The sequence below is a fragment of the Acetobacterium paludosum genome (assembly GCF_008086595.1).
Classification (GTDB): Bacteria; Bacillota; Clostridia; order Eubacteriales; family Eubacteriaceae; genus Acetobacterium; species Acetobacterium paludosum.
In genome coordinates, this window is sequence record NZ_RXYA01000003.1 from 134007 (window position 1) to 149413 (window position 15407).

The window sequence follows — 15407 nt, forward strand, 5'->3', positions numbered from 1 at the left end:
TTTGGTTAAGTTGCTGAATCCATGCAACAGTTTGGTTTTGTTGATCCTCATTTTGGGCAAAAGGATGAACGCTTTATTTCTCAATTATAAACGGACTTTCTGTAATAAATAGGGGTTTTTTATATCTCTTCGATTAACGTATTTTTTCTGCTGTTAAGTGCTATGAAAATCATTGAGATAACACTTCCGGCGATAAGGAACAATGCGGCAATTTCCCAATCTGCACGGGTTGAGGTTAAGTTCAATGCTCCTCGAATAAATTTCAGAGCATAAGGGGAAAAGAATTGACCAAGCCCAGTTCCACAAACATAGACTGAAATAGCGAGTGCCGTGTATTTTGGCTGAGCCGCACTGGCTGCCACCGCAATTGTAATGGCGGGATTGAAGGTTCCAAAACCAATACCAAAAATAACCGCCCCTACAATGAGCATTGTCATGCTGTTTGCAAATATAAATAGGATAAAGGATAACCCCACAAATAATGCTCCAATCGAAGCACTGTATTGTTTAAGAAGCTTTGAGGTGTTTCCATATAAAAGACCAAACACAAATGCGCCAGCGGTGAAAACGGTGAGTACCGTTGCTGATTGAGCTGCGTTTCCAATTTTATCGGCATTCATTACCATGGCGATATTGGTCATAAAGCTAAATTGAACAATATTAATTAGGGCACAGGCAATAGTTAAAACAAAGGTCAGTATTGTTAATTTCTTTTCTTTTATTCCTGAAGTTTTAACTTTTTCATGTTTTACAACTCCGGCATCTGGAAGTTTAACCCAAATGATAATGGCAATTGGAATGACCAGTAAAAATCCCAAGAATGAAAATCTCCAGTTATAGCCAGCCAATAAACCGCCCATCATTTGGAATACCATACCTGCAGCAGCACCAACGGCACCTTTTATTCCCATCATTTTATTACATTCCGGGCCTGTAAATAAAACAGCAATAATGGCCGATGCCATTGGGAAGATCATGCCGTAACCGGCACCAAAGATTACTCGGGTGAAGATCATAAAATTTAAATCTCCAACAAATGCGGATGGGATACCACCAACAAAGATAAGAATCATGGCAATCGTAATCACTTTTTTGATGCTCATATACTGAGTCATTTTTCCAGCAATTAATGAAAAGAATACCATCATAAGAGAAGGAATAGTGGATAATAGTTTAATTGTTTCTGGCGCCGCAGTTGGAAAAGCTTTTGCAATTTCTGCTAATGCCGGGGTTGTCATACTGGTTGTATACATGAGTAGTGCCACCGACAAGGATGCCACTTGAACCCATAAATTACCATTCTTTTTTTCACTCATAAATTTCACTCCTTTAATGTAATAATTTTCGGTTATCTTCCCGAAAAGCTTCTCAATTCTTTTCATTTAATCTAACCTTGTTTAATTATAACCGCGTTTAACTTTAATCAATCATAGCATCCATATATTGATCTGTCACTGTTTATTTTTAGTTTTATAATAATAAACATAGTTTTTAAACAAATTCCCATTCTAAAACGCCTTTTTAAAAGGATATAGATGTTTACTATTTTTTTTATTCGTAAATTTTTAACATTATCATGAAAAACGTTGATATTTCATTTTTTAAGTTTTATACTTGTAATGAATTAATCGTGGTTAACTTTCTCGTGAACAGAAGCAATGCTATAGATAAAATGATTTAAATATTAAGGAGAAATATGATAATTCCGGTGAAAAGGTATGGACGCATCCTCAAGAAGCTTCCATTGACCCTGTGCTTAAAATATACCTGAATTTAAAAGCAAATATTATACCCCCTATGCTGAATTCAAAAAGCAAATCCTGCACCGACAACCCGATCTTGATGGGGTTGTCGGTGAAAAAATGCAGCAATACGAAGAATCGTTTTTCGGTATGCTCATGATGCTGTGCTAATCTCCAACTAAAAAAAGACTCAGAGAACTGAGCCGTTTGAGTTTATTAACAAAACCTTTCTGGGGACAATAGTAAATCATATCTGCTGTTACGCTTGTCCCTGGGCTTTACTTTTCTATTTAACAGTAAAGTCTTTTCCAACCTGAAGATCTATTTTTTCAACCATCTGAAGGGATTCCTCAATGCATTCATCGATAAAATCATTATCAAAACGCAAACTCTGAAACAATAATCGGATTTCCATTTCTGCTAAATATTCGCTGGAGCAGTCCAAATATCCTTCGTTTCGAGCCACATGAAGCCCATGAACCGTAGCAAGATTGGCCAATGCCAACGCTTTAACGGTTAAACGATCAAGCCCCAGCTTATAGGCCCGATTAATATTTTCCACAAATCCAATGGAAGCACTTTCTGTTTTCATAAAAACATTCGACTCACAAAGTTCATGATAAAATCGGTTCAACTGCCGATTCAATCGACAATTTCGGTTTTGAATTCGGTATTCTATGGCCGTTTTCAGCACATGATTACAGCCCGGGAACTGTTCATTAATTGCATTTTGAATTCTCACTTTATTAACTACCATATATTCATTATAAACCTCTAATGCCAGTTTACTTTTATTTTCAAAATAATAAGCCACCATGGCCTTATTGGTTTCAGACTCTTTTGCAATTTCTGAAAGGGTTGTTTTGACATAACCATTTTCATAAAATAATCTTTTTGCGGTTTTATATATCTTTTCTTTTGTCTCAATGCCTGTTTTATAGTTTGCCAAAAATCATTTCTCACTTTCCATTTTTATTTTTTATTTATTTTACCACAACGCTCTGATTTCAGGGGCTTTTATCTCATTTATTTCTCGACATTTCTTCCCCCCTTATTCTGCAGAAATAAACTATTGTTTCGTAAATTTATAAAAGTTCCTTGACGCTATCCAATGTTGGATATATAATGGATTTTGTATTTAAATACTTTTAGGAATGGTTAATAATTATGGTTCAATTATTTATTTTATACTATCTAAGCATAAAGCAAACTCATGGATATGAGATACAAAAATTTATACAAATGAATCAAATGAACGAATGGAATAATATTAAGTCGGGTTCTATATACTATGCAATTAATAAACTTGAACGTTCAGGTTTTATTTCGATCGTTGATAAATCCAACGCCGGTGAAAAAGCAAAATGTATATATGGAATTACGGAGAAAGGTCAATTAGAACTGCATAAAATAGCCTTGCAAGAAATGAAAAAGCCCTTGGGTAGTATCACTGCAGAAAAGTTTTTAATTTATCCGATAGTAGCTAATCTTAATAAAAGTGAAATTATAGAATCTGTTACAGCACATTTGCATCAGTTAGAAAATGAAAAAGCAAAGATAATAAAATGGGAACAGGAAAAACAGGATACGTCAAAAAGTGTTGAAAAAGCAACCCTTAGCATGATGAAAGAAACGATAAATTTGCAGATAAAATGGCATATGGCTCTACTGGATAATATCGATGAAACAATTTCAGTGGTCGATAAAATACATCAAATGATTAAAACCACAGATTATTCCCAGAACTAAGAGAATATTATAGAACAATATCCGCATCTTTTATGAGATGCGGAAAAAAATAAAGTTGCTATCCAACATTGGATATATAAAGGAGATTATTATGAAAATAGCAGTACTACTTGGAAGTCCAAGAAAACAGGACAGTTATACCGTTTGCAAACAAATTGAAAATCAGATAAAAGAGATGGATAACGACATTGAATTTGACTACATTTATTTAAGCAAATATAATATTCAGGACTGTAAAGGCTGTTGCCTATGCTTTCAAAAAAGTGAAAATTGCTGTCCTTGTCGTGATGATGATTTGACTGAAATTAAGGCCCGTCTGTTTTCAGCAGATGGATTGATTGTTGCCAGTCCCGTATATGCATATCAGGTAACAGGCCAATTGAAGCGGTTTATTGATAGGATGTCCTATCTGTTTCATCGGCAGGAGATGGTGGGAAAACCGGCAATTATTGTTATCACAACAGATGGCGGTGGAAGTAAACAGGTGTACAAATATTTAAAAATGACTCTTTCAGGCTGGAGTATGGATATTGTCGGAAATATTCAAATTACTGCTCCCCTATATTTTGAAAACCGTACACCGAAAAGTGTTTTTGGTTATGATCCATATTATTTCCAACAATGCAGCCAAAAAATAAAAACGGTTTCTTTAAATCTTTTTAAAAGACTAAAAGCCACGGATAAAAGAGTTCCAACTTTCTATGATATTTTTATGTTCAACTGTCTAAGAAGTAAAACATACACTTCTAAGATCGATAGAGATTATTGGATCAAAAAAGGATGGATAGAAAGTGATTATTTCTATGCTATAAAGCTTAATCCATTAAAAAAAGCATTTGGTCAAATTATAAAAAATATGGTTCACTTGGCAGGAAAAAGATATTTAAAATTAGATTAACATATTTTGTCTGCTATCTTGTAGCAGTAAAATACCTTTAGCTTGAAATATTTATTGTCTAACTAAATTCTAAAACATCTCAAAAACAGACTAGCATGATATAAGTGGTCTGTTTTTTGTTGCCTGAAGCTAAATCATCTTGATCGTTAAATTTTCAACCGTTAAGTGTCCAATTATTACACGCATATTCTCTTTATCTGTCAATCTAACTTAGCTTACATTATAAATTCTATTGATATATCTAAATTAGTCTCGTAAAAACTAATTTTTTATGATATAATTGCAAAATTCCGTACACCAAACAGCGATGTTTCTCTTAAAAAATCGTAAATATTTTTTTATGTGCAATTTTTGAGCATCTTCAGGTATTTTGACCGATTGGAATCGATGTCCAACATTGATCTGATAAATTCAAATAAATTATCATCTTTAATCCCAATATTAACCAGACCAGATTCCCATTTTAAAGGAGTGACTTAACTTAAATGAATTCTTTTTTATATCAAACCTCAGAGGAACTGATTTCTTCAATCTGCAAAAACGATAGCCTGTCCTATGTTGTTTTTGCCGGTATCTCAATGGTGCATGAATTAGCCGGAAAGTTTGGCGATAATGTCATTCTCTGTTCTACTTCAGGCGAATTTACACCAAAGGGCTTTCAAGATTCTGCCATCACCGGTTTTTCATACGATCCCGACAGTGTCGATGTCGTTGAATTATTATATCCGCCTGCAAAAGGTTTACGTGCTCTTCAAAAAGCTTATGCCAAAGTCAAACATAATCCCAATGCTTTTGCTTTGTTACTCTGCGACGGACTCTCTGCAATGGAAGAAAGCATTATCACAACATTTTTTTTCACAGAACCTGATTTTAAGATCATCGGCGGCAGTGCCGGCGATAATTTGAAATTTGAAGCAACAGCCATCTATATTGGATCAAAAAAAGTACATAGTGCCGCCTTATTTTTCAATTCTAGAACAAGAACGCAGCTCATCAAAGAGAATTTATTTGAGCCCTGTGGTAAAAAAATGCTGGTTACTGATGCTGATCCCATCAAACGAACCGTCAAAACTTTTAATAACAAACCTGCGTCAACCGAATATGCCAGGATGTTGGATGTCAGTGAATCACAATTAGATAAGTCTTTCATGTCAAATCCACTTGGAAAAAGTTCTGAAAACGATATTTTCATTGCCTCTCCAATGAAAATAAATTCGGACAAATCGATCACTTTTTATGCTCAAATTATTCCAAACACATTTGTTGACATCTTAGAGTTGCAAGATCATAGGTCGATCATTCAAAATACATTGAATGCGGTCCAATTCAGGCCCAATTTCGTCCTTTCCATCAATTGCATCCTTCGCAGTTTATATTTTATTGAAAACAGTTTATGGCGTGATGTGGATGCTGAATTGCTGTCCATCTGCAAAAACCAGACCGGATTTATCAGTTACGGCGAGCAATATTACAAGAACCATTTTAATCAAACCATGGTTCTTTTGGTAGTAGAATAGGAGATCTATGATGATAAATGAAATAACCAATTCTCAGGCAATAATAACCCCGGATGAGACCGGAAATCAAGGAATCGAAGCAACGGAACCCTTTGTCTTTCTGGAAGAAATCTACGAATTATCCGGTGATGTCAATCAGCAAATTCATAATTTACTTAAAGAAGAAGGCATCGTCACTTACAATCTGAATAATCTGTTGAGTGGTTCAGGATATACGACACTACAAATCGAACAAATTGAGACGCACCTGGGTTCTCTTTCCGAAAATACGCAACAAACCCAAGATCAGGTACAGAGTGTATATAAAAGTTTGGAGCAGACCTCACAGGAAATCCAGACAGCTAAATTGGGGATCGGCGACCTGGTCCAGCAGATGAATCAGGTTAACGAAGTCTTTGAAGAATTCTCGGTCATGATAGTTGAAACACAAAAACAATTCCGTAACATTCGAAACTTTTCAACCATTATTAACCGAATCGCAAGCCAGACAAATCTTCTTTCTTTAAATGCCTCCATCGAAGCCGCACATGTCGGTGCCGCCGGCCGCGGATTTACGGTCATTGCGGATGAAATAAAAAAGCTGGCTGATACATCAAAGAAAAATGCAACGGACATTCTGGATGCTTTAAATAATATGAATCTCGATATGGAAAAACTGAATGCAAAATCAGCGGATGGAAAAAAGGTCATTCATGCGGTTACCAAAACAACGGACGAATCCATTGGATTGCTCAATAATATCGTTCAGGCGGAAAACATTGTTCATGAACATATAAACATGGTACAACGATCACAAAACACAAATATCGAAAAAATGGAAATGATTTCAAATAATCTGGCCAATGTCGTTGATCGTTCAAAGACTGAAAATCAGCAATTTGAAAAATTAATCTCTGCCGTCCAGGTAAAATCCGATTACTATTTAAGGATTCTAAACCATTTGAATCAGATAAAAATATTCAGCGAACAAAAATAAATTGCAGCGGATTATTTTAAATAGTTACCATATTATATTATGCGGAATGAGTTGTTTTCATAAATTCTGTTCAGTTAAGCTGAGCCCAGTGCCAATTTTATAAAGCAGATTTCATCTTTCTATCTCAATCAAAGGCAGGTATTTTCTGTTCTGGCTGCGCCATATTCGATTCTGAATGATCTTTATATCTTTGGCATTAACCAGTTTTGCCAACTCACAAGCTCCAGTAATCTGACGGATTTCTACCATTTTCTGAATAATCTTCAGGGTTTCTTTTTTTATAATCTCTTTATGAAACTGTAGGTCCGCGTTATGTTCGAAGTATTTATCACATCCAAAATGCCCAACTAATTTCACAGCTTCTTTGTTCTCTCCAATGCTTTGCTCATTTGCGCATCCACATCCATACCAATAATATCCAATCCTTCCGCAGCAATCATTTCTGTGTTTTTGATGCCATAAAGCATCGATAACCCTTTGATATAATCATAACCAAAATTAAAATTTCCAATGAATCCGCCGCAAGAAGTCACATAATACAGTTTCTCTGCATGGCACATTCCCATCGGAATTCCATCTGCGCCATATTGAAATGTGATACCACATACACTCACTGCTTCAAAATATACTTTTATCAATGCTGGAAAAGACAAATCCCAATAGGGTGCCCCAACAACAATACTATCTGCCTCCGCAAACTTTTTTGCATAGATAAACATTTCATCAGTGTATTTTTCGACTTCCAACAATTGATTTCGTCTGATCAATGATTCCGACTTCATTGGTGTTATTTTTTCACATTCCAAATTACACTCATCAATCTGATATTCTTCCTTGTTATTTAACCACTTAATAAATTCATCACACAACTTTTTTGTTCTGGATTCACTTCCACGCACACACGCATTCACAAACAATAAATTTTTCATCATACTTTCCCTTCAGCTAGACTATTAATATTTCTATCTGCAAATTTTACTGCTTTTCAATTAGTTGACGACCTGCTTCGCAGATTATCGCATTTTCTATCCGATCTCAAATTTAAGTTACATCTTTGCATTAATTATACTCTATAATAACTGTTTTAACCTGTTTGATTTTATATCTTTTTTGTTTAGCTCTCTGTTTTTTGGAATATACTAATAAAAACGAAAGCCTAATCTTCCTGGTTGTTACCATTTGCCATTTCGATTAGTTTCCGGTTTCCAGTAACGGGATCCATCTTGCTCACGGCACAACAAACCGTAATCGACGAGTTCGCGTCTCAATAGAAAATAATCCCCAAATGTATGCCATTTGCTACAGATTTCATTGACAGCTCGCTCACTATAATCGCAATCTGGCTCAAATTTTTCAGCCAGATATTCAAGTAACGCCCGACGCTTCTTCTTATTTTCCGATAATTGTACTATTTTTCCTGACTCATCAAGAAATTGTTTAACATCAAGCTTTTTCTCCATTTTCATTTCATCACCTATTATAATACCCACAGCCCATGCTGACTGCAATAATAATACAGCCTTCCACTGCTCTTTTTCATTAGGTTTCCGCCAACTATTTTTGACAGATGTACCGAAGCGGTCTGTTCGGGATAAAGTTTAATGAACAAGCTTCTGTCACTTGTAACATAGGCCACAAAAGAAAGAAAATGTGTCTTGCTCATTTCATGATCAAAGGTAATATAATATTCCCCATCAACATCTTCCACTTTGGCCGCATGTTTTTTATCTGTCGGTTTGGCAACCAGTGGAGCCAATTTTCGTCCACAGCAGGAAATATCTGCGCCTCCGATGTTGCTAATTACATTTCCGCAGTTTGGACACACATAAAATTTCATTCGTTTCAGATTTCCCGTTTCCATATCATTCGATTTCAAATCTCCCAAAAGTATTTTTTCAATATTCACTTCAAATAGTTCCGAAAGCTCGCCAAGAAGTGATACATCTGGACAACCCAGACCACGCTCCCATTTGGAAATTGTTTTATCACTGATGTTCATCTGATCGGCGACCTGTTTTTGGGTCATTTCTTTTTCTTTTCGTAACGCTTTCAGTAATGCACCTACCTTATTGCAATCCATTTTTTTACCTCCATGATCTTTATTTTAACCAACTACCTTTGACTATTCAATCAACGCTCCGTCGAGTTTATATCGATTCTGCCATTACTATCCGTTTTAAAAAAGCAGTGGAAGACTCCCGATTAGGATTCCACCCGTCTTTGTTTGATCAGCACCAGTGTTACCCCGAGGACAGCAACCCCGAAAGCAAGCACCAGAACCATACTGGTGAAAATGGAACTCAGATTGCCAGTATTGAAGCTGACGGCAGCGGTGATTTCGTTATTGGCTTTGACATACCAGTAGGTGGGAGTAAAGCTGGCAATGGTCAGCACATTGGCTCCCAGCAGTTCCTGGGGGACAAACACCCCGCTGATAAAGCTGGTACCCAGCGCAAAAACATTGGCTATGGCTGACATGGCGCCCCGGCTTTTGACAAGATTGCCGATTAAATAGCTGATGCTTAAGACCGCCAGGGTGAACACAAAGGAGTTTAAAAGCAGCAGTAGGCCGGTGGCGGTAAACATGAAGCTGCCGTACATGATAAAACTTGCCGAGATCAGAACCAGCCAGGTCAGAATGGCAAAACTGAGATTTCCGAGAACCATCTGCATATTCATATTGGCTGATCGAATCGGGGAACAGAGATTTCGCCGTTTCAAATCTGTATCATTGAAAACCAGCATCACTGAGCAGACTCCCAGAATCAGAATGGCAAATAAGGAATAGGACAGATAATTGAAATAGTATCCCGATTTTTCGGCATAGATTGAGTGCGTTCCATTGCTGATCATCGTCACTTTGCTTTGTTCGGCCAGATCCTTTTCCAGATTCTGGGAAAGATCATCCTGACTGAGACCGGGTAGATAGGTTGTGTAGGTTTTAACCGTGTTCAGATATTTATTGATCAGCAGATCCATATAGATATTGCTGGTGGAATCAGGGACTGTTGTTTTTTCCAGCTGAACTTCTTTACCGTTTAGCATATCCTCGGTAAATCCGGCCGGAACTCTGAGGATGTATTCCACCTGTCTGAAAAACAATGCATCCTGGAGTTTTTGGGTTTCGTCGGGAATAGCCACCAGATTGGCATTTTCACCCAGATAGGTTTTGAGCCCAGCCACTAGCTGAGAATCACCATCGTCATTAATGAAGGCGATATTGACCTTGACTTTGGTAAAATCGGTATCTTGTGGCGGGTTATAGGCACCACTGAGAATCAGCGCCAGGGCCATGAAAACCACCAGGTAAATCAAGATCTGAGCGCGATTTTTCTGGATTACTTTGAAAAAAGCTTTATAAACTTGCATATTTCTGTCTCCTTAAAACAAAATAGGTAACTGAACTGAAGAACAGCGTAAAGCCGCACAGCAAGAGGATGTCAGTAAAAAACTGGGTATGGGTATTGTAGTAGTACAGGGCATAAAAACTGTCAGTGATCAAGTTGGCCGGATTGAGGTAGCCCAGGATGGGGGCTTTGGTCATCACCGTATATTTAATGTTGGCAGACATCATCCCGGCCAGAAAGCACATGATCATAGTCGAACCAATCAGGATGCCAATTTTGAGGCCCTCGCCCTTTTTTATAATGGCCGCAATGCAAGTTCCGAAGGTCACGCCGGTCAAGCTCCCCACCACACAGGTCAGGGCGATATAGCCAAGCTGGTCACCAAAACTGATGCCCAGAACCCCGATGATAAAGGCCAGCAGAATTAGTAGTTCCAACAGCTGAACCGTCGTGGCGGCCATGATCGAGGCAAGAAAGACCGTCAGTTTATTGGTGGGAGCCAGATTGATGCGGGCGCCCACATCAGAGAGATCGGCCTGAATGGCCACCACCTCTTTTACTCCGAGAAACCCGCCATATAAACAGGTCATGGCAATCATTGCGTAGAAATAATTGACAACCGGATCCGGGTTGGACTGGTTGGCAGCTACCGCTTTCAGATATTCGGTCCGACTGGAAATTCCTTCAAGGTTTCCGTTTGCCAGAGCCGAAGGATTCTGGGTGATAATGGTTGTGATGGTAGCTGAAGATTGCTTGAAATCATCCAAAAATCCCCGGATGATGGTCTGATTGAGACTGGACTGGTTGACCACCAGGTTGAGATCCGGATCGAAAGTGATATAGCCGTCAATGTCATGATCAGAAAGGAGCACGGCCGCTTGATCCTGAGTTGTGTACTTGACAACAAATAGATTGTCAGCCCCATCCAGAGCCTTGACGAAAGCCGGATTCTGATCCAGCTGCTCGTTTTGAACCACAGCAACATTCACCTTTTTGAAATTATCTGAGCTTGAAAGGTTGGCAAAGGCCAAATTGAACAGGGTTGCCAGAAGAATCGGAAACATAAAAGTCCAGAACATTAATTGCCGGTCTTTAAAGATGCACTTGAGACGATAGCGATAATTAAATAAAAACATGGTTTTCCTCCTAATCTCTGAGTTCTTTGCCGGTTATTTCCAGAAAAACATCATTAAGGGTCGGCGGTTCCGAATAAATTTTACCGATACCAATATTCTGATCCTTCAAGTGATCGAGAATCATAATCAGATTATTTTTCCCCCGGCTTGATTTCACCACCAGCTGATGGTCCGTTAGTTCGGCAGAAATAACATGTGGCAGTGATTTGATTTCGGATAGCTCCATCTCCTCGGGATTCAGCAGTTCAAGGTTGATATGCTCGCCGGATTTGATCATCTTCTTCAGATCTTCATTGGTTCCCATGGCAATGATCTTGCCCTTATCCATGATGGCGATACGGCTGCAGATTTGTTCAACCTCTTCCATATAATGAGAAGTATAGATGATGGTGGCACCCTGTCGGTTCAACTCCATGATCCCTTCCAGAATATTGTTTCGACTCTGCGGATCGACAGCTACTGTGGGTTCATCCAGAATGATCAGCTTTGGCTTATGGGCAATGCCGCAGGCGATGTTCAGACGACGGAGCAAACCACCGCTGAGTTTCTTCGGGTAGAATTTTTTAAAATCATTGAGCCCCACAAAATCGATGGCCTCTGCCACCAGTTTTTTTCGGGTTTGTTTATCGGAAACATAGAGACCACAGAAGTAGTCAATATTTTCATATACGGTCAGCTCATTGAATACCGCCACGTTTTGCATCACAACACCGATGTTGCGTTTGATGGCGTAGGCCTCCGGGGACATCGGCTGATCGTAAATTTCAATCGTGCCCTTATCGTATTTAAGTAGCGATAAAATGCAGTTGATGGCGGTTGTTTTTCCCGAACCGTTGGGACCCAGGAGTCCGAGGATTTCACCTTCCTGTACCTCCAGATTGAAATGATCCAAGGCGATCAGATTCCCGTATCGTTTGACCAGATTTTTCACATTGATTACCATATTAATTTCTCCTTTATGAGTTTAATCGCGATACTGCCGTGAACTTTACGATCCGTTTCGCACGAAACAATTGTTACACGGTACGTCGGACAGGCTATCGCCTGTTCGCCTACACGTTACACAATTGTTTGTGGAAACCGATCGTAAAGCAATTATTGTTCGTCGACTATCAGTATTGCCTGAATTATATTTGTTGATGTGTCTATTTTAATAAAGATTGTGCCCCTTTGTAAGTGACCTGCCTCCTTAATAAGTATGACAAATGTCACCATTTATGTTAAAGTATGAATAATAAAAACGTGCTGGATATGATGGTATCCAGATAAAATTCTCATAAAGGTCTGGTAGTGATGAATAAGCTGATTGATAAACTGATTATTTTTGTGTTCTGTCTGGCATTGTATCTGACCACCGTTGACAATGCGCTTCTGATCGCCCCGGTTCTGGTGGCAATCATTTTTGGCGCCGCTTCAAGCTATTTAAAAGAAGGAGTTGTCACAGCCCTTCTGTTTGTGGGCTATGTGGTGATCTGCTTTTTTGAACCGGTTTATCTCATGTTTATACCGCTGATGTGCTACGACATTCTCGTTTTTCAATACAAGTGGCTGTGGACCCTGTCGCTTCTGCCCATCATCATTGGCTTCAATCAGCTTGACGGCACTTCCGTGGTTCTGATTCCGGTTTTTATGGTGGTTGCCTATTTCCTGAAAAAGCATAGCCTTTCCCTGGAAACATTAAAGAAAGACTATAACTCGCTTCGGGATACAACGAGGGAAACCGCTCTGCAGCTTGAAAAAAAGAATAAAATACTGATGGAAAAGCAGGACTATGAACTGAACCTGGCCACCTTAACGGAACGGAACCGGATTGCCAGGGATATTCATGACAATGTCGGACATATGCTTTCCCGGAGTATTCTGCAAACCGGAGCCCTGCTTGCTGTCAGCACCGATGAACAGACAAAGGAGGGCCTGGTGCAGATTAAGGAAACCCTCTCCGAAGCCATGGACAGCATCAGAAACAGTGTCCACGATCTTCATGATGAATCGCTGGATTTACAGGTGGAGTTGCAGACGCTGATTAAAAATTTTGATTTCTGTCCCGTAAAATTGGACTATGATGTGGAATCCGGTCTGGATAAAGACGTCAAATACTGTTTTATTACCGTGGTGAAGGAAGCATTTTCAAATATCATTAAGCATTCCCGGGCCACCCAAGTCTCGGTGGTTGTCCGGGAACATCCGGGGCTGATCCAGCTGGTTGTCCATGATAACGGGGCTGGGACAAAGACGCCTGACGGCGAAGGCATCGGGCTCAAGAATATTATCGATCGGGTCTCCGCCCTCAACGGCAATGTGAATATCACCGCTGACCGGGGTTTTAGAATTTTTATTTCGGTGCCGAAAAATGAATAGAAACGAAAGGGGAATCATGAAAATCGTTGTTGTTGATGATGACAAGCTGGTATGCACGTCATTGAAAACCATTATTGAATCAGAAGATAATATTGAAGTGGTGGGGCTGGGCTATAATGGCCAGGAAGCCATTTTATTGTATAGCCAGTTAAAACCGGATGTCCTGCTGATGGATATCCGCATGGATGTGATGACCGGACTGGAAGCAGCCGGGACCATTCTAGGTGGCGATAAAGATGCAAAGATATTATTTTTAACCACTTTTCTGGATGACGAGTATATTATCAAAGCCCTTAAGCTTGGCGCAAAGGGCTATATTATTAAACAGAATTTTGAAAGCATCGTTCCATCGCTGCGAGCCGTACAGATTGGGCAAAGCGTCTTTGGACAGGATATTGTGACAAAAATACCGGGTTTGATAAATAGTGGGGATCATCAGGATCATCAGACCTTTGATTTAAGCGATAAGGAAAGGGAAATCATTGACCTGGTCGCCCAGGGACTCAGTAACCGTGAGATTGCAAACAGCCTGTATTTAAGTGAAGGGACGGTCCGGAATCGCATCAGCGTCATCCTCGAAAAACTGGTGCTGCGAGATCGAACCCAGCTGGCCATCTTTTTTTACAAGAATCTGCTGTGAGCAACTGAAGATCTTTGGCAGGCACACGAGCCCATCAAAAAATTCACAGGGGAAATGAAAACACCGTCAAGCTGATTTTATTCTACATCAGCTTGGCGGTGTATACAAATTTTGAAACGCTCTTATCCTCCTCTTTCTCATACATTCCTTAGGAGATTCCGATCCTGCTAGTAAAAATATTAGCATTACCATAGACATCAAACAAATTGGTGGACTTATAGACATTGAATTGTTAGACCAAATCAACGAACTCATTCTTGTGTCCATCACTTAAAACGAAATTTATTTTTGGGTTAATGCCCCGAAAAAAATTTCTGTAAAACCCAACCAATCAAGGCCACAACCAGCATCGCAATCAGAGTTGCCGGCTCAAAGACTCCGGCGGCGCTAATATTTGTAACGGAAATTTGGGCGAAAATCCCTTCGAAAATAGCCACTACCGGCTGAGTGATCATATAAACACCATTAACAAAAACATTTTCCGAGTTTGCGCCCAGCAGTTTTAAAATCAGACGAATCAACAATCCCGCTTGAACTAATCCGACAACTAATCCAATAATCTTTTTTGCACCTGAATTCATTTTTTACCCCTCTAATTCCAAACTAGTTCTTTCAGTTAAAGTAATTTACTTTATAATATTTTTACTTTTCATCTTTTTCATCTTTCTTTTTATCGATGAAATCATTGATCTTTTCTGCGACGTCTTCTTTTATTTCGCCTAACTTATCACCGACATCCACTGCTTTTCCTTCTAGCTCCCCTTTTAAGGACTGTATTTTACCTTTTAATTCCAACTCTTCATTGTTGGTAACTTTCCCAACGGCCTCCTTGACGCCACCTAAGGTCTTATCTTTGGTTGACTCGATTTTACCTTTTGTATCTGTCATAATTAAATCCTCCTATTAATAAATTATTCTTCATAATTATAAATACATACCCTATTTTTAGCTTTTATCCCGTTGATAGACTATTTTATTACATTTTTTCATTTGCATAAAACCATCCTGCTATCGATCCCCTTGATGCTCTCCAACATATTAGGG

18 protein-coding genes are annotated in these 15407 nt (G+C 38.9%); 7 read left to right on the plus strand and 11 right to left on the minus strand.

Annotated elements, in window-relative coordinates:
* Window positions 1–119 precede the first annotated feature (119 nt).
* Both FZC41_RS04215 and FZC41_RS04220 read right to left on the minus strand, forming a co-directional pair.
* Complete coding sequence (locus FZC41_RS04215) at window positions 120–1316, minus strand: MFS transporter (RefSeq protein WP_148566148.1); 1197 nt, start codon at window positions 1314–1316, stop codon at window positions 120–122.
* 712 nt (window positions 1317–2028) lie between these two features.
* The gene (locus FZC41_RS04220) at window positions 2029–2691 is read right to left on the minus strand and encodes a TetR/AcrR family transcriptional regulator (protein WP_148566149.1); all 663 of its coding nucleotides are present in this window, start codon (window positions 2689–2691) and stop codon (window positions 2029–2031) included.
* 218 nt (window positions 2692–2909) lie between these two features.
* On the opposite strand from FZC41_RS04220, the gene FZC41_RS04225 reads away from it, so the two are divergent.
* The 4 genes from FZC41_RS04225 (at window position 2910) to FZC41_RS04240 (ending at window position 6882) form a co-directional block, all read left to right on the plus strand.
* Entirely contained in the window at window positions 2910–3491 is a 582-nt protein-coding gene (locus FZC41_RS04225) for a PadR family transcriptional regulator (protein ID WP_148566150.1), read from the plus strand.
* 91 nt (window positions 3492–3582) lie between these two features.
* On the plus strand, window positions 3583–4389 hold the full coding sequence (locus FZC41_RS04230) for a flavodoxin family protein (protein ID WP_148566151.1): 807 nt from the start codon (window positions 3583–3585) through the stop codon (window positions 4387–4389).
* A 485-nt stretch (window positions 4390–4874) separates the two neighbouring features.
* The gene (locus FZC41_RS04235) at window positions 4875–5906 is read left to right on the plus strand and encodes an FIST signal transduction protein (protein ID WP_148566152.1); all 1032 of its coding nucleotides are present in this window, start codon (window positions 4875–4877) and stop codon (window positions 5904–5906) included.
* A 7-nt stretch (window positions 5907–5913) separates the two neighbouring features.
* Entirely contained in the window at window positions 5914–6882 is a 969-nt protein-coding gene (locus FZC41_RS04240; protein WP_148566153.1) for a methyl-accepting chemotaxis protein, read from the plus strand.
* Window positions 6883–6993: 111 nt separating this feature from the next.
* Here the strand turns inward: FZC41_RS04240 and FZC41_RS04245 are convergent, their stop codons facing one another.
* The 7 genes from FZC41_RS04245 to FZC41_RS04275 form a co-directional block, all read right to left on the minus strand.
* Window positions 6994–7239 (minus strand): hypothetical protein, encoded by a 246-nt coding sequence (locus tag FZC41_RS04245; protein WP_148566154.1) that lies wholly within the window; start codon window positions 7237–7239, stop codon window positions 6994–6996.
* Window positions 7236–7814 (minus strand): NAD(P)H-dependent oxidoreductase, encoded by a 579-nt coding sequence (locus FZC41_RS04250; protein ID WP_148566155.1) that lies wholly within the window; start codon window positions 7812–7814, stop codon window positions 7236–7238. The genes FZC41_RS04245 and FZC41_RS04250 overlap by 4 nt, the downstream gene beginning before the upstream one ends.
* A 240-nt stretch (window positions 7815–8054) precedes the next feature.
* The gene (locus tag FZC41_RS04255) at window positions 8055–8348 is read right to left on the minus strand and encodes a DUF2087 domain-containing protein (protein WP_311135823.1); all 294 of its coding nucleotides are present in this window, start codon (window positions 8346–8348) and stop codon (window positions 8055–8057) included.
* Window positions 8349–8359: 11 nt separating this feature from the next.
* Entirely contained in the window at window positions 8360–8962 is a 603-nt protein-coding gene (locus tag FZC41_RS04260; protein WP_148566156.1) for a helix-turn-helix domain-containing protein, read from the minus strand.
* Window positions 8963–9084: 122 nt separating this feature from the next.
* Complete coding sequence (locus FZC41_RS04265) at window positions 9085–10251, minus strand: ABC transporter permease (RefSeq protein WP_148566157.1); 1167 nt, start codon at window positions 10249–10251, stop codon at window positions 9085–9087.
* Complete coding sequence (locus tag FZC41_RS04270) at window positions 10238–11365, minus strand: ABC transporter permease (RefSeq protein ID WP_148566158.1); 1128 nt, start codon at window positions 11363–11365, stop codon at window positions 10238–10240. The genes FZC41_RS04265 and FZC41_RS04270 overlap by 14 nt, the downstream gene beginning before the upstream one ends.
* A 10-nt stretch (window positions 11366–11375) precedes the next feature.
* On the minus strand, window positions 11376–12308 hold the full coding sequence (locus tag FZC41_RS04275; protein ID WP_148566159.1) for an ABC transporter ATP-binding protein: 933 nt from the start codon (window positions 12306–12308) through the stop codon (window positions 11376–11378).
* Window positions 12309–12658: 350 nt separating this feature from the next.
* On the opposite strand from FZC41_RS04275, the gene FZC41_RS04280 reads away from it, so the two are divergent.
* The 3 genes from FZC41_RS04280 to FZC41_RS17855 all read left to right on the plus strand — a co-directional run bounded on the left by FZC41_RS04280 (window position 12659) and on the right by FZC41_RS17855 (window position 14637).
* Window positions 12659–13723: a sensor histidine kinase gene (locus FZC41_RS04280; protein WP_148566160.1), complete on the plus strand. Its 1065-nt coding sequence runs from the start codon at window positions 12659–12661 to the stop codon at window positions 13721–13723.
* 16 nt (window positions 13724–13739) lie between these two features.
* Complete coding sequence (locus tag FZC41_RS04285) at window positions 13740–14363, plus strand: response regulator transcription factor (protein ID WP_148566307.1); 624 nt, start codon at window positions 13740–13742, stop codon at window positions 14361–14363.
* 124 nt (window positions 14364–14487) lie between these two features.
* The gene (locus tag FZC41_RS17855) at window positions 14488–14637 is read left to right on the plus strand and encodes a JAB domain-containing protein (protein WP_148566308.1); all 150 of its coding nucleotides are present in this window, start codon (window positions 14488–14490) and stop codon (window positions 14635–14637) included.
* A 19-nt stretch (window positions 14638–14656) separates the two neighbouring features.
* On the opposite strand, the gene FZC41_RS04295 is transcribed toward FZC41_RS17855, so the two are convergent.
* Window positions 14657–14944, minus strand: a complete 288-nt coding sequence (locus tag FZC41_RS04295; RefSeq protein WP_148566161.1) for a YggT family protein — start codon at window positions 14942–14944, stop codon at window positions 14657–14659.
* 61 nt (window positions 14945–15005) lie between these two features.
* Complete coding sequence (locus FZC41_RS04300; protein WP_148566162.1) at window positions 15006–15251, minus strand: CsbD family protein; 246 nt, start codon at window positions 15249–15251, stop codon at window positions 15006–15008.
* Window positions 15252–15407 lie beyond the last annotated feature (156 nt).